Genomic DNA, 23,560 nt, shown 5'->3' on the forward strand with positions numbered 1-23,560 from the left:
TTTTTGCGTGAAGCGCGTCAGTTTACGCCAATTGACCCCATAACGCACGGGTTGACCGATGCACGGCCACCCGTGAAGATGGCTCAAACGGTGCCACAATGCGTACTCAAGCTGGCTGGAAGGGAGTTATCAATCAATGTCAGACCAACTGGTCCTGGTGATCAATTGCGGCAGTTCGTCGATCAAATTCGCCTTGCGCAGCGAGCTTCACTCCTCAGCGCTGTTGAGTGGTCTGGCCGATCGTCTGGGCAGTAACAAGGCAACGCTGACCTGGCAGAATGCAGATAACAGGGAAACCTTGGCGCTGGCGGACGGCGAGCACGCGACCGCGCTGGCCGCACTGCTGCCGCTGATCGAGCGACACGCCAGCCAGCCGCTCAGTGCCGTTGGCCATCGGGTGGTGCATGGCGGTGAGCACTTTACCGGCGCGCAGATCATCGACCAGCAGGTACTCGACGCCATCCGCGCCAACGCCCCGTTAGCGCCGCTGCATAACCCGGCCAATCTGGCCGGTATCGAAGCCGCCATGCGCGTGTTCCGACAGATCCCGCATATGGCGATCTTCGACACCGCCTTTCATCAGAGCATGCCTGCGCACGCCTACCGTTACGCTCTGCCCGAGGCGCTGTATACCGAGCATGGCATTCGCCGTTACGGCTTTCATGGCACCAGCCATCAGTATGTCACTGCGCAGGCCAGCAAACTTGCCGGCCTGCAGCCGAACAGGGGCGCCTGGCTTAGCGCCCACCTGGGCAACGGCTGCTCCAGCTGCGCCGTGCTCGACGGGCGCAGCCAGGACACCAGCATGGGGCTCACACCGCTGGAGGGCTTGGTCATGGGCACGCGCAGCGGCGATGTCGATCCCAACCTGCATGCCCATCTGGCCAGAACCCTGAACTGGGATCTGCCGCGTATTGAAACCATGCTTAACCGCGAAAGCGGCCTTTTGGGCCTCTCCGGTTTGACCAATGACATGCGCCAACTGGAGCAGGCACGCAGCGAGGGCCATACAGGCGCGGCGCTGGCGATCGACGTATTCTGCTATCGTCTGGCCCGCTCATTGATGGGGTTGGCCGCCGCGCTGCCGCGGCTTGACGGGTTGATCTTTACCGGCGGCATTGGCGAGAACTCGGCCCTGGTGCGCGACAAAACGCTGGAACATATGACCGTGCTCGGGCTCAAACTCGACACAGAGCGCAATACATCGGCGCCGCGGGGTCAGGCATGCATGATCAATCAGGTCGGCTCACCGGCTATCATGGTGATACCCACCGACGAAGAGCGCCAGATCGCGGACGAGAGCGTGGCTTTGATCCCACACTGATCCGCCCCACCAGACAGGACGTTACATGCATACCTTCTTTATTGCTCCTACCGGCTTCGGCGTCGGCCTGACCTCAATCAGCCTCGGTCTGATTCGCGCGCTGCAGCGCACCGGCCTGCGCGTGCATTTTCTCAAACCCATCGCCCAGCCCCACCCGGGTGACACCGGCCCGGAACGGTCCAGCGAGCTGATCAGCCGCACGCTCGGCCTGGCTCCGCCGACACCGCTGACCTTGCCTGAAGTCGAACACCGCCTGGCCAATGGTCAGCTCGACGAAGTGCTGGAAGATATCATCAGCCTGTTCCAGCAAACTGCAGCAGACGCCGATGTGGTGATTGTCGAAGGCATGGTACCGACCCGGCAGGCCAGCTACGCCGCCCGCATCAATCAGCACCTGGCGCGCAGCCTGGACGCCGATGTGATCCTGGTCACTGCGCCGGATGACCAGGACATGGCCAGCCTGGCCGATCGTATCGAGATCCACGCCCAGGGCTTTGGCGGGCCACGCCACCCTAAGGTGCTGGGCGTGATCGTCAACAAGGTGCGCAACCTGGAAATGCGCGAAGATCCGCCGGCGGACCGCGATGCGCTCAAGCGCACCCTGAAAGAATACGCGCTGGCACTGAAGCAGGAATCAACCGTCCTCAACACCGAAGAGTTTCGTCTGATCGGCTGCGTGCCCTGGCAGGACGAATTGAACGCACCCCGCACCTCCGACGTTGCCGCCTTACTCGACGCGAAGATCCTGCATCCCGGCGATATGCAACACCGCCGCGTGATGGACATAGCTCTCTGTGCGCGTACCGTGCCGAATATTGTCGAACGCCTCAAGCCCGGCACGTTGATCGTCACGCCGGGCGATCGCGATGACGTGATCATCGCCGCCAGCCTCGCTGCACTGGCCGGCACGCCACTGGCCGGGCTGCTACTGACCAGCGATTTCACACCCGACACGCGGGTGATGCAGCTGTGCCAGCCGGCTTTGGATGGCGGCCTGCCGTTGCTCGCCGTGGCCACCAACACCTTCAACTCCGCCACCCGTTTGGATCGCATGAACCGCGAAATTCCGGTGGATGATCAGGAGCGCGCCGAGTTGGTGACCGAGTACGCCGCATCACACATAGACCATGCCTGGCTGGCCAAACGCTGTGACACCCCGCGCGAGCTGCGCATGTCACCCCCGGCCTTTCGCTACCAACTGATGCGCCGCGCCCAGCAGGCGGCAAAACGCATCGTGCTGCCGGAAGGCGACGAACCACGCACCGTACAGGCCGCTGCCATCTGCCAACGCCGCGGCATTGCCCAGTGCATCCTGCTGGCCAAACGCGAGTCAGTAGAAGCAGTAGCGCGCGCCCAGCACATCACTTTGCCCGAGGGTCTGCAGATCATCGATCCGGATAGCGTGCGCGAGCGTTATGTGCAGCCGATGGTCGAGAAACGCAAAGGCAAGGGTCTGAACGAGCCCATGGCCTTGCAGCAGCTGGAAGACAACGTGGTGCTGGGAACCATGATGCTCGCTCTGGACGAGGTCGATGGCCTGGTGTCCGGTGCCATCCACACCACCGCCAATACCATTCGCCCGGCCTTTCAGCTGATCAAGACAGCACCAGGCTACAACCTGGTGTCCTCGATCTTTTTCATGCTGCTCCCCGAACAGGTGCTGGTCTATGGCGACTGCGCGGTCAATCCTGACCCGAATGCCGAGGAGCTGGCCGAGATCGCCATTCAAAGTGCTCGCTCGGCAGAAGCCTTCGGCATTCCTGCGCGAGTGGCCATGATCAGTTATTCGACCGGCGAATCCGGGACCGGTCTGGATGTGGAAAAGGTGAGAGAGGCCACGCAGATAGCCAAAAAACGCGAGCCGGCATTGTTGATTGATGGGCCGCTTCAGTATGATGCTGCCGCCATTGCCAGCGTCGGCGCACAAAAAGCGCCGGACAGCCCTGTGGCCGGCAAGGCCACTGTGTTCGTGTTCCCCGACCTGAATACTGGCAACACCACCTACAAGGCCGTGCAGCGTAGCGCCAACGTAGTCAGTGTCGGCCCCATGCTGCAGGGCCTGCGCAAGCCGGTAAACGACCTGTCTCGCGGCGCGCTGGTGGATGACATTGTCTACACCATCGCTCTGACCGCCATTCAGGCCGAGATGAATGAATAGATTCGAGCCAGCATTACAGACTGGCCTTTTGAGTGAGCCCTTAGAATGCTGAGTTTTCTGCCTCATGGCCTACGCGGCGCCCTCGCGGCGCTGCTGCTGATCCTCAATACACTCCTGTGTTTCAGTGTGTTGTTTCCACTATCGCTGATCAAACTGCTACCGATCAAAAGCCTGCAGGTATTCTGCACCCGGCAGATCATCCGCATCGCCGAATTCTGGATCGCCTGCAACAGCGGCTGGATGGCTTTGACCGGTAACATCGAATGGGATATTCAGGGCCGCGAGCGGCTGGATTACGACGGCTGGTATCTGGTCACCAGCAACCATCAGACCTGGGTCGATATTCTGGTATTGCAGCACAACTTCAATCGGCGCATGCCGATGCTCAAGTTCTTTCTCAAGCAGGAACTGATCTGGGTGCCGATCATTGGCATCTGCTGGTGGGCGCTGGATTTCCCGTTCATGAAACGCTACACCAAGGCCTACCTGGCACGGCATCCGGAAAAGGCCGGGCAGGATGTGGAAACTACGCGCAAGGCCTGTGAAAAATTCAAGACTACCCCGGTAGCGGTATTCAATTTTCTCGAAGGCACCCGACTGACGCCAGCCAAGCACGCCGAGCAACAGTCGCCCTACCGGCATCTGCTCAAGCCCAAATCCGGCGGCATCGCCTTTGTACTCGATGCGATGGGGGAGCAGCTACGTTCACTGGTGGATATCACCATCCATTACCCCGACGGTAGCCCGACTTTCTGGGACCTGCTCAGCGGACGTATTAGGAAGGTAGTGGTGCGCTGTCAGATCAAGCCGATCCCAACTGAGATGCTGGGTGGCGACTATCACCACGACGAAGTCTTCCGCGCCGAATTTCAGCGTTGGGTGAACAGTCTTTGGGAAGAGAAGGATCTGTTGCTGGACAAATTGCACCACGACTATCCGCCGGGACGCTAAAGCAATCACTGAATCAGTACTGGCTCTACCGAGGAAACCCCGCGGTAGAGCCTATCACTTACAACCTGGTTACAGCGGACGCAGGTTGATTTCCACGCGGCGGTTCTGGGCCCGGCCGGCTTCAGTATTATTGCTGGCAATCGGCTGATTCGGACCAGCGCCACTGCTGCTGATACGCGACCCTGGTACACCCTGGCCGGTCAGGTAAGCTGCGACGCTTCCAGCCCGCTCCTGTGACAGACGCATGTTCAGGTCCATGCCACCGGTGCTGTCGGTATGACCGATGATATCGATACCGTTCTTGTCAAACTCCTTGAACACCTTGACCAGTGAATTCAACGTCGGGTAGAAGCTGCTGGACACATCCGAAGAGTTGCTGGCGAATGTAATATTGCCTGGCATGACCAGTTGCAGATTATCGCCGTTACGGATTACCTGAACGCCAGTGCCTGACAGCTCCTGACGCAAGCGCGCTTCCTGCTGATCAACGTAATAACCATAACCCGCTCCGGCAGCGCCGCCGACGGTCGCGCCAATCAGTGCGCCTTTGGCACGGTCACTTTTGCTCGAAGTCGCGGCGCCCACCACGGCGCCAGCTGCAGCACCGCCCAGACCATAGATGGCTGACTTGCCTGTTTCGCGCTCACCGGTATAGGGGTTGGTAGTACACCCGACCAGCAAAACAGAGCAGAAGCCGGCAACGATCAAACCATGGGTTTTTGTGGCGTTGAATATCATGAATGAATCCTTTGTTTTTTAATTACTCGTGTCCAGAGGTTAGCATGCCAATCAGGTGGCCCGCTGATATACAGACCACAAAGCCGGCATTTATTTCCTGAACTCAGGCGCGGATGAACGGGTTGCTGCGCATTTCATCGCCTAACAGGGTATCGGCGCCGTGCCCGGTCACCACCACCGCCTCCTCGTCCAGACGATAAAGCCTCTCGCGGATAGACTTCTCGATCTGCCGATAATCCCCACCCCACAAATCAGTGCGGCCGATACCGCCGCGAAACAGCGTGTCACCGGCAATCAGCAGCTTGTCCTGCGGGAACCAGAAGCTCATCGAGCCCGGCGTATGGCCTGGCGTATGCAAGGCCACGCCACACCCGCAGGCTAGCTCCTCATCATCGCTCAACCACTGATCCGGCGCCGGTACCGGCACATAGGGCACGCCAAACAATTTGCACTGCATTTCCAGGTTATCCCAGAGGAACTGGTCTTCCTTGTGCAAATGCAGTGTGGCGCCGGTGGCCTTTTTCATCTCGCCGGAGGCCAGGAAGTGATCCAGGTGCGCATGCGTATGAATGATGCTCACCACCTTCAAGCCCAGCGCGTCCAGCCGATCAAGGATCAACTGGTGATCGCCGCCCGGATCAATCACCAAGGCTTTCTTGCTCACGGGGTCGCCGATGATGGTGCAGTTGCACTGCAACGGACCGACGGGGAAGGTTTCGCGGATCAGCGCGGTAGCATTGGTCATGCCGGTTCCGCTTCTGTTTTCAGCTTTCATCAACTCTCCTCGCCCCGATGCACCAATTTGTCTACCACCAGACTCCCGACAATATCCCCTTCCACATTGACGGCGGTGCGCACGGTGTCCAGCAGGCGGTCGATGGGCAGCAGTATGGCAATGGCTTCCGCTGGCAGACCAACCGCTTGCAGCACCATGACCATGGTCACCATGCCGGCACTGGGGATGCCTGGCGCACCGGTGGAAGCGATCATCGCAGTAAAGAACACCACCATCTGTTGCGCGAAGCTCAACTCAATGCCCACCAGGTTGGCGACGAACAGCGCCGCTGCCGCTTCGTAAAGCGCGGTGCCGTCCATGTTCATGGTGGCGCCCAGAGGCAAAACAAAGCCGGCGATGCTGCGTCGCACCCCGAGGTTGTGCTCGGCGCAGCGCAGGGAAATTGGCAGCGTAGCGGCGCTGGAGCTGGTGGCAAACGCAGTAATCAGCGCTTCCCGTGAGCCGCGCCAGAACCACAACGGTGACTTGCCGGTAACCGCAAATAATATACCCGGCAAGATGACCACGCCGTGCAATAGCGTGGTGGCAAACACCAGCACGATAAAGCCGAGCATGGTCACCAGCAATGACACATCCTGCTCGGCCACCAGCCGGATCAGCAGTGCCAGAATCCCCAGCGGCGCCAGACGCATGATCCAGTTGATCACCTGCATCAGCAGCTCAAGAAACTCCTGCATCAGAGTCAGTATGCCGCTATAACGCTCGCCACCGGCCACCAGCGCAATGCCGATAAACAGTGCAAATACGACAATGGCCAGGATGCTGCCGTTGGCAAAGGCAGCGAAGGGGTTCTGGAACAGGTTGGCGAAAAAGTGCAGGAAGAACTCCGGCATGGTCAATTGCCGGGCCTCGAACGCGTCCATGGCATCGGCGAACAGGGTGATTGGCAGGTCCGCACCGGGCTTGAAGATATTCGCTGCGATCAACGCCACGAGCATGGCCAGAGAAGCGGTTATGACAAAATACACCAGCGTGGTTATCCACACCCGATTGACCTGATGGTGTGCCTGCAGATTGGCCACACCCACGACGATGGAGGTAAATATCAGCGGCACCAGAATCATCTTCAACATGCCAATGAAAATGCTACCAATCAGCGTGCTGGCATAGAGCACACCCGAACGCACACCCTGCTCGGCAGGCAAAAAGCCCAGCCCCCAGCCAATCAGAACACCCAAACAGGCGGCAATCAGTATCTGACGATTCAAGCTGGGCATGGGCTCGCTCTCCGCGGGTCTGGCGAATTGTTCATTTCAAAGGAATTTCAAGAATACATCAATTGGCCTGCATGACTTAATGCGTTGCGCTCAACACCGGCAAGTGACGAAGAAAGCGCGCTGTTAACACAGCGGTCAAGAACATGATCAATGCGCCAATGATGGCATTGGTGTGCAGGGCGGCGCTAAAGGCCTGTTGCACAGCCAGCAGCAAATCCGCCGCCGGCTCGGCAGGCAATCGGGCAATCACGCCCAACGCACCACCGATGGTATCAATGGCGATTTCAGCCTGCTCCACCGGTACGCTGGCAGGAATGCTGTCGGTCATCTGCCGACGGTATACCGCAGCGCCGATGCTGCCGATCACCGCAATGCCCATGGCCATACCCAGCTCCGTGGCGGTTTCCGAGGTTGCCGAAGCCGCGCCGGCTTTCTCGGCTGGCGCCGAACCTATCACCAGATCAGTACCCAGGATCATCATCGGCATGATGCCCACGCCCATGATGATGGTGCCGGCGACCAACCACCAGACGGTGGCCATGTCATTGACCAGCATCATGCACACGAACCCGAACACCGCGAGCAGCAAACCGCCGCTGACCAGATGCGACGGCTTGATCCGCCTCGCCATGCGCGGCACCAGTAGCGACAACAGCACCTGGATAACTGCCGAGGGCACCATCAGCACGCCGGCCCACAACGGCGACAACCTGAGCACACCCTGCAGGTATTGAAAGACCATCAGCCAGGTCCCTGACAACGCCAGGATGGTCAGCATCATGGCGACCACCGAGGTACTGAAAGCACGATTGGCAAACAGCCGCAGATCGAACATTGGCTGAGTCAGCGCCCGCTGACGACGGATAAACACCCAGCCGATCAACACCCCGGCGAGCACCGCGACGCATACCACCAGGCTGATGCCATCGCGTGCCAGCTCCTTGATGCCATACACAAGCGACAGGAAGGTCGAGATACACAGCAGCGCACTGGTGATATCCAGCCGCCCGGCTTTTCTATCTTTGCATTCAGGCAACAGCAATGGCCCGGCGACCAGCAACAGCAACATGACCGGTACGCCCAGGAGAAATACCGACCCCCACCAGAAGAATTCCAGCAAGGCGCCGCCCACCAATGGCCCCAGCGCGCTGCCGACCAGAAAGCCGGTCATCCACACGGTGATCGCGAAGGTACGTTCCGACGGCACCTCGAACAGTTCGCGAATCAGCGACAGCGTCGAGGGCATGAGCGTGGCGCCGGAGATACCCAGCAAAGCGCGGGTCAGAATCAGCATATTGGCCGAGGTGGAAAAGGCCGCCAGTACGGAAGCCACACCAAACGCCGCGGCGCCCATCAGCAGCAGTTTACGCCGGCCGATGCGGTCGCCCAATGTGCCCATGGTGATCAGGAAACCGGCAATCATGAAGCCGTAGATATCCAGAATCCACAGCAGTTGTGAGCTGGTTGGCTGCAAATCGGCGCTCAGATGCGGCGCCGCCAGATGCAGCACGGTCATGTCCAGCGCCAGTAACAGTGTCGGTAGAACCAGCACGGCCAAGCCCCACCACTCGCGGCGACCGGCGTAACGGGGAGCAACGACTTCGGAGGTGGGATGGGTGGCCAACATGACTTGTCTAGACGCCTTCAATCAGAATCAGGCGCTGCTTTATAACGCTTGCAGCCAGGTTGCGCAATCATGGCGCGGCGCTACTCGAGCAGACCCAGCACCTTGGCTTGTGCCACGGCCTGAGTGCGCCGCGCCACGCCCAACTTGTTATTGATACGCCGCGCATGGCTTTTCACGGTGTGCAGCGAAATGAACAGCGCCTCGCTGATCTGCTGATTGGAATAGCCCTGAGCGATGCAGCGCAGCACATCCAGCTCGCGGGTGCTGAGTGAGTCCTGCAGCGTGGCGGCAATAGTCTGCCCGTCAGGCCGGTCGATGGTCGGCAGAGTACCCAGCAACCGGTCACGCAGACGCGATGCTGGTGCGCGCGCTAACGAATCCACCAGACCAGGTGGCGCCTGATGCAGCAGGGGCAAAAAGGGTCCGCTGATATTGTCTTCGACCGCCAGCGCCAGTGCGGCTAACAGAATCTTTTCCGCTTCCATCGGCCGCTGCAGGCGATACAGCATGCGCACCAGCAGCGCCATCACCGCCAGCGCCTGCAGATGCTGCCCGCCGTGCTGCAGCTGGCTTAACAGTGCGCGCAATACGCTTTCGGCCGCCACCTGCTCGCCGCGTGACCAGAGCAGCCGCGCATACACACGTTCAATCAATACCGGCAGGGCATGAAAAAACATCGGCGGCGCGGCGGGATTGTCCAGGCAATAAGTCTGACGCAGACGCGGCAGCCAATGTTCAGCCAGATCGTGACGGCCGGAGGTAATCCACAGATCGCTTTTCAGCGCGGTCCCCCAACCCAGGTAATACACCGGCGGAATATCCCACTGGTGCATCAGTCGCTCGGCCTCGGTCAAGGTTTCGAACGCGAGTCCATCTCCACCGCGCATCTGAGCTTGCATGCCGGCCAGAAGACAGTAACCCGGCAGCACGTGCACATCACGGCAATCCCGTGCTTCCTCAATGCCCTGGCGCAGCAGTTCCATGGCCTCGTCGTTATCACCCAAGAGGCCAAGCAGATAACCGTGATACACGGTTAACCGCGCGCGTACCGGCAAACCCTGCGGATGGACCATACCGGCCAGCAACCGGCGTTGACCGGCAACCGCTTGCAACGCCCTGGCGACCTGGCCGCGCGCCTGCATCAGGCGTGCGCGCATCAGCACCGCCTGTGCTTCGAGCAACGGATCAGCCACCCGTTGCGCCAACTCAAGCGCCGAGCGTGCCCATTGCCGCGCGGCATCTATGTGCTGCGCGCACAGCTCGCTATCGGCCAAGGTAAGCATCGCCATCACCCGGCTGCCCGCTTCGCGATCATCCAGACACGCCAGGGCCTGATGAGCACAGAGCATGGCCTCTTCCAGATGCCCGGCCGAGCGTGCCAGAAACGCCTTGAGGGCCAATGCCTGGCCCAGCAGGCAGCGCTGCTGGTACGCATCCGGCTGCGGCAAAAAATGCTGCAACCGTTGCAGCATCGCGTGCGCTTCCTCCAACTGGCAGGCCAGCGCCAGGGTCCAGGCATGCACCATCACCAACCGCGCGGAGCTGCCCTGCAAGACCCCGGGTAACTCCGCCTTCCAGCGCAGCAGCGTGCCGACATGTTGCTCGGCCAATAACCTATCCAGCGATAAGTGTTGTACCAGGCTGGCCGCTTCATCCGGACGCTCAGCGGCAAGCGCCTGCTCCACGGCATCGGCAATCCGACCCTGTTGGCGGAACCAGTCGCAGGCGCGCAGATGCATCTGCAATCGCTCGCGCGGATGTTCACTCGCGCCGCGCTCGCGCAGCACATCGGAGAACAGATGATGGAAGCGATACCATTTGCCCTCGCGATCCAGGGGCACCAGAAACACCTGATGCTGGGTCAGATAGTGAATGATCTGCTGGCTGTCCTGCGCCTGGCGCACGTGGTCGCACAGCTCGATGGTGAAACGATCAAACCAGGCTATTTGCTGCAGGAACTGCTGCACTGCCGGCGGCTGGTGCAGAATGACCTCTTCCAGCAGGTATTCGCCGATCAACTGTTCGGGCTGAGTATCCGTCGCATCACGCAGATGGAGTCGACCGCCGCGCGCGTGGTCGGCCTGCTGCGCGGTCATCGCCAATAACCGCAGCCCGGCAATCCAGCCTTCGTTGCGTTGCAGAATATGCCGCAACCATTGTGGTTCCGCGCCAGCCAGGCCAGCACTGTCGAGAAAGGCAGCGGCCGCCTCTCGACTCAGACGCAAGTGCTTTTCGCCGACTTCCAGCAGTTGGTTGCCCAGCCGCAAACGGGCCAGATGCCAATCGGGCCGCCGTCGGCCAGTGATCAACAACTGAAAGCCCTGCGGCAGTTGCTCAAGCAGCAACGCACACAGCCGATCGGTCTGTGGCCCGCAGATCAGGTGGTAATCATCCAGCACCAGTAGCACTGGCGTATCGGCGTTATGCACACGGCGCAGATCCTGCAGAAGCGAGGTGACCAGTTGTTCGCTACCCAGCGGCTGATGGCTCTGCTGCTGGCCGAGAAGCTCAAGTTCCTTGTCGCCCAATGAGGGGTAGAGCGTGCGCAACCCTTGAATCAAGCTACGCAGTAGCTGCCCCTGCTCGCCATCCTGGGGATCCAGAGACAGCCAGATAGAGCGCCAGGGCGCAGAGAGCTGTTCGGAATACTCAATGGCTAACGTCGTTTTGCCAAAACCGGCGGGGGCGCAGACCAGAATCAGCCGACGTTGGGCGGCTTGCTGCAGAAGGGCTACCAGTGCAGGACGTGGCAAATGGTCCGGCGGAAGCGGCGGACGAAATATCTTGCCGGGGATGGGTGCGATCGAGGTAGCCATGCCGCCAAGTGTATCGGCATGGTCCTCAGGCTGTCTTGTCGATTTGTAACAGACCCCAACCAGCATCAAGCTGGCTGAGGTGAATCGACATTAGCCGTAATGCAGTCTTAGCGAACGCCAGCTTGACGCAGAGCTGCGGGGGTGAAGTCGGTGGAGCTGGCTTTGTGCTCGTAGTTGTAATCGCCAGACTCCTCGTTGTTCATACCCATGGCCAGGTAACGGCCGGCAACCAGGTCATACAGCGTCTCGGCGGCGAAGCCAGGAACCTGCGCCTTGTAGCGGTGCAGAGCATGAGCCTCAGCTACACGCCAGAGCTCGCCACGGCCATCGTAATGATCGATGTGGCCAGCCTGCCAGGAATCCTCGTCAATGAAGAAATGACGCTTGGCGTAAATGTGACGCTCGCCTTCCTTGACGGTGGCAACCACTTCCCAGGTGCGATGCAGTTCATAGCGCGCCAGCTCGGGGTTGAGGTGGCCGGGCTGAATCAGGTCATCGTACTTCACATCGGGCGAACCCATGCGATAGCTGTTGTAGGCGATGTACTGCTCTTTCTTGCCAACCAGTTCCCAGTCGTAACGATCAGGTGCGCCGTTGTACATGTCCAGGTTATCGGAAGTACGCATGCCGTCGGCTGCGGTGCCCGGGCCGTCATAGGACACTTGCGGAGCGCGACGTACGCGGCGTTGGCCGGCGTTGTAAATCCACGCCATACGCGGGGTGGCAACCTGGTCAACTGTTTCGTGCACCAGCAATACGTTCCCGGCCAGACGGCCTGGATCAGTTACCTGCTGCTTGAAGTAGTAAAGGATATTACCCATGGTGTCGGCGTTGTAATCGGTCAGCCCCTGGGGCAGCACGTATTCTTCAACGAAACGAACGATGGTGTAGTTGCCATTGGTCTGCGGCGTCGCCTGAGTGACGATGCGCTGCAAAGAGTCACCACGGTAGCGAGTGATGTGGTTCCAGATCACTTCCAGCCCGTTGGATGGGATCGGAAAGGCGATGGCCATATCGTAACCGGTCACACCGTTACCACCCTGAACCAGCTTGGAGTTGGTGGCGTTGCGCTTGGCAGCTTCGTAGATGGCGTCCGGCAGTGCGACACTGCGGCGGCTTTCGTAGACCGGCATCTTGAAGGTTTCAGGATAGCGCTTGAACATGGCGATCTGACCGGGAGCCAGATTGTCCTGATATTCTTCGTAATTGGCCGCGGTGATCTCGAACAACGGCTTGTCGTCAGCGTAAGGATTCGCGCTGAAGCCCTTGGCATCAATGGCCGCGGCGTCAGTGGCCAAACCGCCGGTCCACTCGGGAATGGTGCCGGACGCATTACCGGCTTTCTCGGCACCAATGGGCGTGAGGCTATTGCCCAACTCGGCGGCCTGCTCTGCAGTGGCAGCCACGCTGGAGGCGCTGAAGGCCATGGCAGAAGCTACCAGGGCGCTATAGACCAAATTCAGTTTCATAATCTTTCTCTACTAGCTGAGGCCGGCAATCAATGCCGACACAATGATCGGTCGTTCGGGCCGAGATTACCTGCAATATGACAATACAGTTAAGCCCACGAACAGCCGCGCACTATAGCCAAGCGCCACGCGGGGGTGATCCGTCCAAAGTATGATTTTGTCTCACGCAGAAAAGAAGAAAAACACCAGAAAGGAGGCCCGAAAAGTCAGAGGGATGGCATCAATTGCCATCCCTCGACTGGGCCCGCCAGCGGCTTGACGTTAAGTGTTACCGCGCCATATTACCGCTGGTGCGCATTAAAGCGTTGAAAGGAAAGGTGCTTCTGCTTCTTGCCATTGGGCGATGTCGCCACGGATGACCTTCTTGTTCAGCTTACCAACGCTGGTTTTGGGTATTTCGGTAACACAGGCGATCTGCGTAGGGATGGCCCATTTGTTGATGCGCCCTTCGTCGGCATATTGCTTGAGATGATCACGCAGAATACGCGCATCCATCTCCTTGCCAGCATGCGGCACGATCAGCGCAAAGGGACGCTCGCCCCACTGCGGGTCAGGTACACCGACCACGGCGACTTCCTTCACGGCGGCGCATTTGCTGATCAGATCCTCCAGCTCCAGCGAGGAAATCCACTCACCGCCGGTCTTGATCACATCCTTGATCCGGTCGCGGATATCGATAAAACCCATCTCGTCGATGGAAGCTACATCACCGGTGTGCATCCAGCCATGAGCCCACAGCTCGTCGCTCTTCTCGGGCTCCTTGTAGTAACCCTGGGTCAACCAGGGCGAGCGCAGCACCAGCTCACCCTGAGTCTTGCCGTCATGCTCAAGGAAGTTACCCTCGGGATCCATCAAGCGCGCTTCGGCCAGGGGTACCGGCACACCGGCCTTGATGCTGTAAGCGGCCTGTTCGTCTTCACTGCCCTGCTCCACTTCCAGGTTGATGTAACCACTGGAGATCAACGGACAGGTTTCAGACATGCCATAAGCAGCAGACAGTTTCATGCCCTTGGCCTTGGCTGCATCGTAGAGGCTGCGGTTCAACGCGCTACCGCCGATGATGATCTTCATGCCGCCGAAGTCGTAATCCTGTGCGCCTTCGGCATTGAGCACCATTTGCAGAATGGTTGGCACGCAGTGGGAGAAGGTGACCTTCTCCTGCTTGATCAGTTTGCACAGCATTTCCGGCTCATAACGGCCCGGGTAGACCTGCTTGGTGCCCAGCAGTGTCGCGGTGTAGGGGATGCCCCAGGCATGCACGTGGAACATCGGCGTGATCGGCATATACACATCGCGGTTGCCGAACAGGCGCATGCTGTCCAGCCCACCCATCAGCGCGGCCTGAGTCATGGTGTGCAGCACCAACTGGCGATGGGTGAAATACACGCCCTTGGGGTTGCCGGTAGTACCGGTGGTGTAGAAGGTAGTGGCCACCGAATTCTCGTCAAAATCGGCGAACTCATAGGTCGGCTCTGCGGCGGCCAGCAGCTCTTCGTATTCACCTACCAGACCCGGCAGATCGGCGGTCTTCTCGTCGCCATCGGTCAGCAAAATGGTATTGGTAACCGTGGTGAGATCGTTCTCGATGGCCTTGTAGATCGGCAGAAACTCGGCATTGACCAGCACGAAAATATCTTCGGCGTGGTTCATGGTGTAGAGGATCTGATCGGGCGACAGGCGAATGTTGATGGTGTGCAGTACCGCGCCGAGCATCGGGATGGCGAACATGCATTCCAGATAGCGGTGGCTGTCCCAATCCATCACCGCCACGGTGTCACCAGCTTTCACGCCGGCGGCGCTCAGGGCATTGGCCAGGCGGCAGATGCGCTGATTGAAGGTAGCGTAGTCGTAGCGGCTGATGTCGCGGTAGACGATTTCCTGGCTGCGCTCGTAGCGCTGGCCGGAGAGCAGAATGTTCTTGATCAGCAGCGGTGTCGAATGAGCACCGGGCGTCGGTTTGATCACGCGGGTATTGAGCATAATGTATGACCTGTTTGTTGGGCTTGTATGGTCTGGTCGCAGGCATCAAGGCCTATCGCTGCGCTGCACTATAGCCAAGCAGAGGCGGGCGACCTATCACTCCAAAGTATGAACCGGATCACACTCGGGATGCAGCGCTTTTTTAAGCGTATAATGGCGCAAAATGTCGCTATATGACCATCAAACCAACATCAGTCATTTTCAGGAGCAAACATGTCCGACAACAGCATTGTCATCGTTAGCGGAGCGCGCACGCCCATGGGCGGATTTCAAGGCAGCCTGTCCAGCGTACCCGCTGTGGATCTGGGCGCGCTGGCGATTGCCGAAGCGGTCAAGCGTGCCGGCATCGCCGCCGAAGATGTGCAGGAAGTGATCATGGGCTGCGTATTGCCCGCCGGCCTGAAGCAGGGCCCAGCCCGCCAGGCCAGCCTGAATGCCGGCCTGCCCGCCGCAACCGGTTGCACCACGATCAACAAGCTCTGTGGTTCCGGCATGAAAGCCGTGATGCTCGCCCATGACCTGCTCAAGGCCGGCACCAACCAGGTGATGGTCGCTGGCGGCATGGAGAGCATGTCCAACGCGCCTTACCTGATGGAAAAAGCCCGCAGCGGCCTGCGCATGGGCCACGGCGAGATCAAGGACCACATGTTTCTTGATGGCCTGGAAGACGCCCGCACCGGTCGGCTGATGGGCTCCTTCGCCCAGGAAACCGCAGACAAGTACGGCATCAACCGCGAGGATATGGACGCCTACGCCATCGAGTCGCTGACCCGGGCAAAGAAAGCCATTGAAAGCGGCGCGCTGGACAGCGAAATCGTTCCGGTTACCGTGACCACGCGCAAGGGTGAAACCCTGGTCAAGGACGACGAGCAGCCGCACAACGCGAACCTGGAGAAGATCCCGGGCCTGAAACCGGCGTTCAGAAAAGACGGCAGCATCACCGCCGCCAACGCCAGTTCGATCTCCGACGGCGCCAGCGCACTGGTCCTGATGACCGCCGCTGAAGCCGAAAAGCGTGGCCTCAAGCCGCTGGCCCGCATCGTTGGCCACGCAACCCAGAGCCAGGACCCGAGCGAGTTCACCATCGCGCCCATCGGCGCCATGACCAACCTGTTCAACAAGACCGGCTGGAACAAGGACGACGTTGACCTGTTTGAAATCAACGAAGCCTTTGCCATGGTCACCATGCTGGCGATGCGCGAGCATGGTCTGGACCACGCCAAGGTCAATATCTACGGCGGCGCCTGCGCCCAGGGCCACCCTGTAGGCTCTACTGGCTCGCGGATTATCGTGACTCTGATCAACGCCCTGCAGAAGACCGGCGGCAAGCGCGGTGTGGCGTCATTGTGTATTGGTGGCGGCGAAGCAACGGCGGTAGCCATCGAGCTAATCTGAGTTGTTAAAAAGGCAGGCTGCACGAGGCCTGCCTGGTCTCACGCCGAACCCCGAGGAGCGAAACGGTCTGGCGCCATCCAGAATTCATCTTCTTAGTGACTTAAGTCACTAAGTGCCCCCTGACGCGCGCCTAAAGTGGCAATACCACTCACGCGCGTCAGGAGATACAAAATGAAAACCAACATAGGCACTACGGACAGAATCATTCGCGCCGCCGTAGGTCTGGCATTGATCGCCATGGTCTTTGTAGGCCCACAGATTGTCTGGGGTTGGATCGGCGTCGTACCACTCATAACCGCACTGGTCGGTATTTGCCCCGCCTACTCTTTGCTGGGTATAAAGACCTGTAGAACCGGCCAGAGCTCGCACGGTATAAAACAGTAAAAGTGGCGACCTCTTTCTAAACCGGCCCGCTGCTCAGTGGGCGCGGTTGAAAGAACTTCGCCAACCAACTGAGCAACATGCCGTACAGCGGCACGAACAGCACCAGACTGATCACCAGTTTGATCAGATAATCCACCGTTGCGATTTCCACCCAGTTGGCCGCCATGAAAGGATCATCACTGCGCCAGAATGCCACCGAGAAAAACAGGTAGGTATCCAGCAGATTCCCCAGCACTGTCGAGGCCGCAGGGGCTATCCACCACTGACGCATTTGCCGCAAGCGATCAAACACCTGCACATCCAGCAACTGCCCGAGCGCATAGGCAAGAAAGCTCGCCACCGCGATGCGAAACACGAACAGGTTGAATTCACCCAGGGCCGCCAGACCACCGAAGCGCGCCTCGTGGAAGAGTACCGACACCACGTAGGACGCCACCAAAGCCGGGAACATGACCCGCGCAATCACCCGCCGTGCCGCGCCCTTGCCCATCAGCCGCACGGTAAGATCGGTGGCCAGAAAAATGAACGGGAAACTGAACGCACCCCAGGTCGTGTGCCAGCCAAACAAAGTGATCGGCAACTGCACCAGGTAGTTGCTGACGATAATGATAAGAATGTGAAACGCGATCAGGCCGGCTACTACAGAGCGGCTGACCGAAGAAGATATCAACGGCATGTGATGTCCTTTTTAAGGTGAAATGGGGTTAGGGAACCCATTGGCGTAACCGGTATGGCTACGCGCGGCCGGCATTCTAGCGGTTTGTAGCGAAGAAAGGTACCTGAGCAGACCGGCGGATATCGGCAAGAGCATGGATAACCGCCTGGACTCGGGAAGGGCGACAGCTCAAAGCCCTAAAGCACCCCGGCGCAGCCAGCCATGCACAAACGCGAGTTTTTGCCGCGCGTGATCGGATAGCACGAAGGGGTAGATATCGGACAGGCCCATAGCGCGGTTGACGTGATTCACACCCACGGTGAGCGTCGCGGCAATATGAATCAGCCGCTCGGCGTCAGGCTCCGAGTAGGGATCCCAGCCAGCGTCAGGTATCTGCGGTGATGAGAGGCCTGTGGCCACAAAGCTGTCCGCGATGTCAGTCAGATGCAGCAGATGAGCGGCCGTCTCTGCCCAGTCCTCATGTGGGTGTGAGGAGGCGTAACTGGTCAGGTAATGCTCTTTCCAGTTCTCCGGCGGACCGTTTGCATAGTGATGCTGCAGCGCCCCGGGGTAATCAATCATCACATCACCAAACATGCCTGCAAAGGCTTCAAGAAAGTCCTCGCGCAAACTTAACCGCCACCAGAGCATATGGGCGACCTCATGGCGCATATGGCCAATCATGGTGCGATAAGGCTCGTCCAACGCTTCACGGCGGGATGTCACCAACACGGGGTCGACTTCCGCCACACTGATGGTCACTACACCGCCGGCGTGCCCCATAGGCACCGGCGTTGCGCCCTCGGCGAGCAAATGAAATACCGGCCGCGCGCCCGGATCCTCTGGCCGAAACCAGTGCCAGCGCCCGAGATTATCCAGCGCCCAGCGTTTGGCTGCCTCGGTTTTCGCCCAGTTGGGTATGGCGTTGGGAATGGAGGTATCCGGCGCCAGACCGGTCATGCTGCACGACCGGCAAAACTCACCTTCAGCCGGCGCTATCCAGTTACAGCCGATAACATCCCGGTTTGCACAGAAGGGTGGCGTAGGTATGAAGGCCCGCGCCTGGGGATCGTAGGCAACAGGTATTCCCTGCGCTGTTGCAAGATTGTCGAACCAGAGGGAGCCGGCACCCACCGGATTGGAAAATACACGCATTAAGCAATATCCAGAAAACATGAGGGACCAGCATGGACCCCCACTCCGGCAGCTACAAGCTTATGGCCACAATCAATCGCCACTGTCCGACGGATCGCTGCAACTACCGCATCGCCAGCCTGGGAGTAGGCAGGTCGCCGCACCTCGGAACGCCTGTTATAGTCTGGACACAGACCCCTATGGCAGGCCGAGAAATGTCACAAAGCATGGGATTGACCGAGCGCATTGAGCATATCCGCAAACTGTCCGCCCTGGACGCTGCCGAGGAACTGGTCCACCTGCCTGCGGATGACATCCAGTTTATTCTTTCGCGTTTGCCTGCCGACCAGGCTCTGCTGGTCGCCTCCCACCTTGGCGAAGCAGCAGCACCGGGGGAAGCTGCCACTCGAGTGGTGCTTTCCGGAATGGAGGAGACCATCGGCGAATTGATGACGCCCGCAACAGCCACCCTGCCGTCCAGCTATACCGTCGCCGAGGCCCTTACGTTCATGGTCAAGAGCGCTGACGTCTCCGAGATCAGCTACATTTTTATCACCGAGGCAGATCGCCTGGTCGGGCTGGTGGGCATGCGCGACCTGATTCTCGCCAAACCGTCCGAGGTTCTGGCCAGCATCATGGTGCTGGACCCCTTCGCTTTTCACCAGGACACCTCGATCAAGAGCGCAGTCAGTGAAGTGCTGTACCGGCATTACCGCATATACCCGGTAGTGGATGATCAACACCGGATAGTGGGCGAGGTGCGTGGCTGGAAGCTGTATGAGCGCATCGTCTCGGAGCTTAGCGCCCAGGCCGGCTCACAATATGGTGTGGACAAGGAAGAGCAGATCAATACTCCGGTACTGACAGCCTTCCGCATGCGCCATCCGTGGCTGCAGGTAAACCTGATCACCGCCTTTGCTGCCGCCTTCGTTGTCGGCATGTTCGAGGGCACCATCGCGCAAATCGTCGCCCTCGCCGCCTTTCTGCCGGTACTCGCCGGCCAGAGCGGCAACACTGGCTGCCAGGCAATGGCGATTACCCTTCGCGGTATAACTCTGGGCAAAATTCAGGACTACCCGATCAGCCAACTGCTACGCAAGGAGATCCTGCTGGGTGCGCTCAATGGCGCCGCGGTGGGCGTTATTGCCGGAGCGGCAATGTTCGCTTATGCCTTATTTACAGACTCCGCCAACCCGGCCATGCTCGGTTTCGTTATTTTTGTCGCGATGATCGGCGCCTGCATGACCAGCGGTATCTTCGGTGTCGCAATACCATTGCTACTCAAACGCTTCGGCGCCGACCCCGCCACCGCCAGCAGCATATTCCTGACCACCTTTACCGACATTATTGGCATGGGCCTGATGCTGTTTCTGGCTACCTCGTTGGTGCTGTAAACGCCTTACTGCTTGCTGAACGCGTCCTGCTCCAACCACTGCCGCAGGTTGTCCCCGAGATGGAATTGGGGGTAGGACCAGCTTTCTTCGTCCATCCCGATCTCTTCCTCCCAGGTGCGTATCTGCTCGGTGATCTGCTCGAACATAGCATCGGGTTCTGTCAGTGACAGGCCCACGCTCTGATACAGCGCCTTGCTGAACCAGGTCATTTCCGAGTCATCACCACAGCCAAAGGACGTGCGATCCGCACGGGCGGAGGTCAGGATCAGGGTGTCACTGTCCGCCAATTCGTCAAGCCACTGACCGGAATAACACGCAGAAACCACCAGCACTTTTCGACGCGCGCTCAGCGGTTCGAGCATTTTCGCAAAGACCTGGGGTGACAGGTTGGGCAGTTCTACCCCTGGCTGGCTCAGCAACAGATCGCCGTCTTCACCGCCATGGCTGACCAGGTGCACCACCAGCAGGTCTTCCTCCGGATTCATTTGCTCGTCCAGTGCCTTGAGCGCTGTGGCGATGGAAGGGCGAGTAGCCAGCGGCAAGGTCTCGTAATCCCGGTGGTTGAGCAGCATGATCGCGCGACGCTCCAGATCAAACTGCGACTGCAGGCCCGCTCTGGCTACCTCGATGTCTCGCATGAAAACCGATTCCGTACCGTCCCCGCCTACCGCGAGAAAATATACGTCCGTCACACCAGGGCGCTCCGCCTCCAGGCTCTCGATCTGCCTGCTCAGGCGCTCACGATCCTCAACCAGAATTTGCTCGGTGAGGGGCGCAGGCCGGGCTGAGGGCTCCTGCTGCGCAGAATCATTACCCTCGACAAGCATGCCTTCTTCCCAGGTTCCGCTCAGGCTTTCCATACCCGCTGGGGCGTTGGTCGGGGTGTAGGTACCCTCACCGTGGTATTGCCAGTCGAGAAACTCCCCCTTATAGGTGCCGTATTCGGTTATGTGCTCACCCCGTACCGGCAAGTCCTCGGCAAATTCGGCCACATAGACGCTATCACCCACTTCATAGCGGCCAGGACCATGGAACTTGCCCTTCACAAAGGCACCTTCATAGCGGGTGCCGTCATTGTCCAGCACGCCCTGCCCCGACATCAGGCCCTTCTGGAACTCGCCCTCGTAACGCCAACCCATCGCCGACTCCAGCACACCCTGACCGTGCCAGTAACCCTCATGGAATTGGCCGCGATAAATCATGCCGCTGGCAAATTGCTGAACGCCGTCACCCTGAAAAAGGCCGTCGCGAATCTCCCCGGAATAGGTACTGCCATCCGGCAGCCGCGCATCCGGCGCCAACATCTCTGCGGGGTTGCAGGCAGCAAGCAGCAGAACGGCAGTCAATGACAGGGTGAATCGCAGGGGCCGCAGAAGAGTAAGCGTCATATCTTGATCTTGATCGGGGTTGGTGCAGGGAGGTTAGCGGGTATGGCGTTCTGGGACCAGTGGGTACACCTCCCGAATGAATTCACCAGGATGCGACGGATTATGCATAGTCATTAGCGATAATCCTCATAATCAAGAATGTAGGCGTTGGCGTCCTGAAATTCGAACGTCATACGCCAATCCCGCCCTTGGTTAGGCACTAGCACGTTTGCTGCTTGCGAGCAGACCAGCAGCAACAAGAAACACGCCGCCGGTGATTCGATTGAAGAGCTTGGCGCGACGTGGTTGTTGGAGCCAGATTTTGGCTTTGGATGCCGAAAGCGCGTAGATGGTGAGCCACAACAACTCGAAAAATATGAATGTGACGCCGAGCAATAGAAACTGCGGGAGGTGAGGTTCACTCGGGATGATGAATTGCGGAAAGAGCGCGCCAAAAAAGAGCAGTGCCTTTGGATTGCTCGCTCCAACTAGGAAACCTTGAGTGAAGAGGCGTCTTCCTGTTGATGACTCAACGGCGCCAGAGACTGCAATTTCACTGGTAGAAGAAATGATGGAAGAAATACCGAGGTATGCGAGATAGGCCGCGCCCAACCACTTGAGTGCAGTGAACAGAATGTCCGACGCCGCAAGGGCTGCGCCCAAACCAAGTGCCGAGAGCGCCATGATGCAAACGATGGCGGTTGTACTGCCAAGCGAAGCAATTAGCGCTTTGCGCGCGCCGAGATTGACTGAAGTGGAAACGCACATCAGCACGCTCGGCCCGGGAGTGACCGTGAGAACCAGGACCGCCGCGACATAGAGCAGCCAAGTGGAGAAGGTCATAGAAGATATTTCCTTGGTGGCAGTTGAATTGCGCCTTCACGTAAAGCGCACCGATGCCTTTGGCGTAGCGAAACGGAGACAAGGGCATCGGTGTGACGCGCTTGGTTAGCTGCCTCCCAGCATGAACGCACGAAGCTGCCGCTCCTCTCGCATGACGTAGAGGACAAAAACCCGCTTTTCATCCTCACGATAAAAAATGCGGCAAGGTGGAACCACTATCTCTCTGTATACGGAATTAGGGAGTTCTGGAGGAATCCGTCCGGACTGGGGAAAATCTTCCAAGCGCTCGATCTTTTCGAAAACGTCCTGAACCAGATGACTTGCGGCGGCAGGATTATCCAGAGCAATGTACTCGGCGATGGCATCCAGCTCTTGAAGTGCGGGCTCCGTCCAGATTACTTCAGCCATTTACTCATTTTCTCCCTGGCCTCACTCCGGCTGTACGTTCTTCCCTCAAGTACAGCACGCTCTCCCCGTGAGAGCCCCTCAAGCAGCTCAAGTCGACGCTGCATGAACTCGTAATCCTGCACATCAACAAGGTATGCGGATGGCTGACCATGTTCCGTAATCAGTACCGGCTCCTTGGACAAGTGCAGGTCTGCCAGAATCTTTGTGGCCTGGCGCTTGAGGTTCGTAACAAGCTCAACTTTCATGGGTTCACCCGGAATCAAACTATTAGTGCCACTATAGTAGCACTCCGCGAGAGTAGCAATCTCAGCTAACATTTGGTTAAGGGGCGGGCTTTAGCCCGTGCGAGTGAGCGAAGCGAACGGCTTGAGCCATTTGTTAGGTGGCGAACTGGACATATTGATCGGCAGCTTTATGAAGAGTGCATTAGCTAGTTTCTTCAGTAGTAGAGAATTTTGCTAGGTAGTAGTTTGTCAGCGCCTCTTTGGACGCTCGCGCATAAAGCTCGCCAAAACATGAAGAAAGCAACTCTCTTTCGCATGAAAATATCGGTGAGAGCTGATCAATTCTTCCTCGTGAAATGTGAAACAGTTGAACTGTTTTACTATCGGTTATCAAGAAAAAATCGCACTGAGTCCAAAGGCAATAGCTTTTCGCTTGGTTGTGTGCATTTAGAAGTTCTTGTTGCTTAAGTAGACGCCCTTCTTTTTTTGCCTCAACTGTTAATAATGGTTGATTTTTTAATGAGTCGTCACTGTTGTTGAACAAAGCGAAGTCTATGACAAGAGTTGTATTTCGTGAGCCATGAGCTGCAGGAACGGGCATGCCATCGTACCTATCGTCCTCCGCATAACCAAGGCGCGTTAGCAATGGGATGATGAACTTTGTTTCAACTTCTTTTTTC

At 58.6% G+C, this 23,560-nt stretch carries 20 protein-coding genes; 6 read left to right on the forward strand and 14 right to left on the reverse strand.

Going from position 1 to position 23,560, the window contains the following annotated elements:
* Positions 1–136: 136 nt before the first annotated feature.
* The 3 genes from EAO82_RS18495 to EAO82_RS18505 are packed head-to-tail and all read left to right on the forward strand — an operon-like array spanning position 137 to position 4,433.
* Positions 137–1,324 (forward strand): acetate/propionate family kinase, encoded by a 1,188-nt coding sequence (locus EAO82_RS18495; protein WP_096345253.1) that lies wholly within the window; start codon positions 137–139, stop codon positions 1,322–1,324.
* A gap of 25 nt (positions 1,325–1,349) precedes the next feature.
* On the forward strand, positions 1,350–3,482 hold the full coding sequence (gene pta, locus EAO82_RS18500) for a phosphate acetyltransferase (protein ID WP_096345254.1): 2,133 nt from the start codon (positions 1,350–1,352) through the stop codon (positions 3,480–3,482).
* Between the two features lie 45 nt (positions 3,483–3,527).
* Positions 3,528–4,433: an acyltransferase gene (locus EAO82_RS18505; protein ID WP_096345255.1), complete on the forward strand. Its 906-nt coding sequence runs from the start codon at positions 3,528–3,530 to the stop codon at positions 4,431–4,433.
* A gap of 69 nt (positions 4,434–4,502) precedes the next feature.
* Here EAO82_RS18505 and EAO82_RS18510 read toward each other — a convergent pair whose 3' ends face one another.
* The 7 genes from EAO82_RS18510 to EAO82_RS18540 form a co-directional block, all read right to left on the reverse strand.
* Positions 4,503–5,171 carry an OmpA family protein gene (locus EAO82_RS18510; RefSeq protein WP_096345256.1) on the reverse strand — a complete coding sequence of 223 codons (669 nt, stop codon included), beginning with the start codon at positions 5,169–5,171 and terminating at the stop codon, positions 4,503–4,505.
* Positions 5,172–5,274: 103 nt separating this feature from the next.
* The gene (locus EAO82_RS18515; RefSeq protein WP_096345290.1) at positions 5,275–5,916 is read right to left on the reverse strand and encodes an MBL fold metallo-hydrolase; all 642 of its coding nucleotides are present in this window, start codon (positions 5,914–5,916) and stop codon (positions 5,275–5,277) included.
* Between the two features lie 29 nt (positions 5,917–5,945).
* A complete protein-coding gene (locus tag EAO82_RS18520) occupies positions 5,946–7,184 on the reverse strand; it encodes a dicarboxylate/amino acid:cation symporter (RefSeq protein WP_096345257.1) in 1,239 nt (412 codons plus the stop codon).
* A gap of 76 nt (positions 7,185–7,260) precedes the next feature.
* Positions 7,261–8,811 carry an MFS transporter gene (locus EAO82_RS18525; protein ID WP_096345258.1) on the reverse strand — a complete coding sequence of 517 codons (1,551 nt, stop codon included), beginning with the start codon at positions 8,809–8,811 and terminating at the stop codon, positions 7,261–7,263.
* 80 nt (positions 8,812–8,891) lie between these two features.
* On the reverse strand, positions 8,892–11,627 hold the full coding sequence (locus EAO82_RS18530) for a LuxR C-terminal-related transcriptional regulator (protein ID WP_174959031.1): 2,736 nt from the start codon (positions 11,625–11,627) through the stop codon (positions 8,892–8,894).
* A 107-nt stretch (positions 11,628–11,734) separates the two neighbouring features.
* Positions 11,735–13,054: a DUF1329 domain-containing protein gene (locus EAO82_RS18535; RefSeq protein ID WP_410402919.1), complete on the reverse strand. Its 1,320-nt coding sequence runs from the start codon at positions 13,052–13,054 to the stop codon at positions 11,735–11,737.
* A gap of 339 nt (positions 13,055–13,393) precedes the next feature.
* Positions 13,394–15,076, reverse strand: coding sequence for a fatty acid--CoA ligase (locus EAO82_RS18540; RefSeq protein ID WP_096345261.1), 1,683 nt, complete (start codon positions 15,074–15,076; stop codon positions 13,394–13,396).
* A 213-nt stretch (positions 15,077–15,289) separates the two neighbouring features.
* On the opposite strand from EAO82_RS18540, the gene EAO82_RS18545 reads away from it, so the two are divergent.
* Both EAO82_RS18545 and EAO82_RS18550 read left to right on the forward strand, forming a co-directional pair.
* The gene (locus EAO82_RS18545; RefSeq protein ID WP_096345262.1) at positions 15,290–16,471 is read left to right on the forward strand and encodes an acetyl-CoA C-acyltransferase; all 1,182 of its coding nucleotides are present in this window, start codon (positions 15,290–15,292) and stop codon (positions 16,469–16,471) included.
* A gap of 171 nt (positions 16,472–16,642) precedes the next feature.
* Positions 16,643–16,855 carry a DUF2892 domain-containing protein gene (locus tag EAO82_RS18550; protein ID WP_096345263.1) on the forward strand — a complete coding sequence of 71 codons (213 nt, stop codon included), beginning with the start codon at positions 16,643–16,645 and terminating at the stop codon, positions 16,853–16,855.
* A gap of 16 nt (positions 16,856–16,871) precedes the next feature.
* Here the strand turns inward: EAO82_RS18550 and EAO82_RS18555 are convergent, their stop codons facing one another.
* On the reverse strand, positions 16,872–17,531 hold the full coding sequence (locus EAO82_RS18555; RefSeq protein ID WP_096345264.1) for a 7-cyano-7-deazaguanine/7-aminomethyl-7-deazaguanine transporter: 660 nt from the start codon (positions 17,529–17,531) through the stop codon (positions 16,872–16,874).
* Positions 17,532–17,699: 168 nt separating this feature from the next.
* Entirely contained in the window at positions 17,700–18,665 is a 966-nt protein-coding gene (locus tag EAO82_RS18560) for a putative zinc-binding metallopeptidase (RefSeq protein ID WP_096345265.1), read from the reverse strand.
* A gap of 194 nt (positions 18,666–18,859) precedes the next feature.
* Here EAO82_RS18560 and EAO82_RS18565 point away from each other — a divergent pair, with 194 nt between their 5' ends.
* Positions 18,860–20,038, forward strand: a complete 1,179-nt coding sequence (locus EAO82_RS18565; RefSeq protein ID WP_218838558.1) for a magnesium transporter — start codon at positions 18,860–18,862, stop codon at positions 20,036–20,038.
* A gap of 5 nt (positions 20,039–20,043) precedes the next feature.
* Here EAO82_RS18565 and EAO82_RS18570 read toward each other — a convergent pair whose 3' ends face one another.
* From EAO82_RS18570 to EAO82_RS20895, 5 genes are all read right to left on the reverse strand, one after another.
* Positions 20,044–21,426, reverse strand: coding sequence for a C13 family peptidase (locus EAO82_RS18570; RefSeq protein ID WP_096345267.1), 1,383 nt, complete (start codon positions 21,424–21,426; stop codon positions 20,044–20,046).
* Positions 21,427–21,618: 192 nt separating this feature from the next.
* Complete coding sequence (locus tag EAO82_RS18575) at positions 21,619–22,248, reverse strand: LysE family translocator (RefSeq protein ID WP_096345268.1); 630 nt, start codon at positions 22,246–22,248, stop codon at positions 21,619–21,621.
* 105 nt (positions 22,249–22,353) lie between these two features.
* A complete protein-coding gene (locus tag EAO82_RS18580; protein WP_096345269.1) occupies positions 22,354–22,656 on the reverse strand; it encodes a type II toxin-antitoxin system RelE/ParE family toxin in 303 nt (100 codons plus the stop codon).
* Positions 22,644–22,901 carry a type II toxin-antitoxin system Phd/YefM family antitoxin gene (locus EAO82_RS18585; protein WP_096345270.1) on the reverse strand — a complete coding sequence of 86 codons (258 nt, stop codon included), beginning with the start codon at positions 22,899–22,901 and terminating at the stop codon, positions 22,644–22,646. Before EAO82_RS18585 ends, EAO82_RS18580 begins: the two co-directional genes overlap by 13 nt.
* A 181-nt stretch (positions 22,902–23,082) precedes the next feature.
* Complete coding sequence (locus EAO82_RS20895; RefSeq protein ID WP_321540974.1) at positions 23,083–23,535, reverse strand: type I restriction enzyme HsdR N-terminal domain-containing protein; 453 nt, start codon at positions 23,533–23,535, stop codon at positions 23,083–23,085.
* Between the last annotated feature and the right edge of the window lie 25 nt (positions 23,536–23,560).

The organism is Halopseudomonas pelagia (assembly GCF_009497895.1).
Taxonomy (GTDB): Bacteria; Pseudomonadota; Gammaproteobacteria; order Pseudomonadales; family Pseudomonadaceae; genus Halopseudomonas; species Halopseudomonas pelagia_A.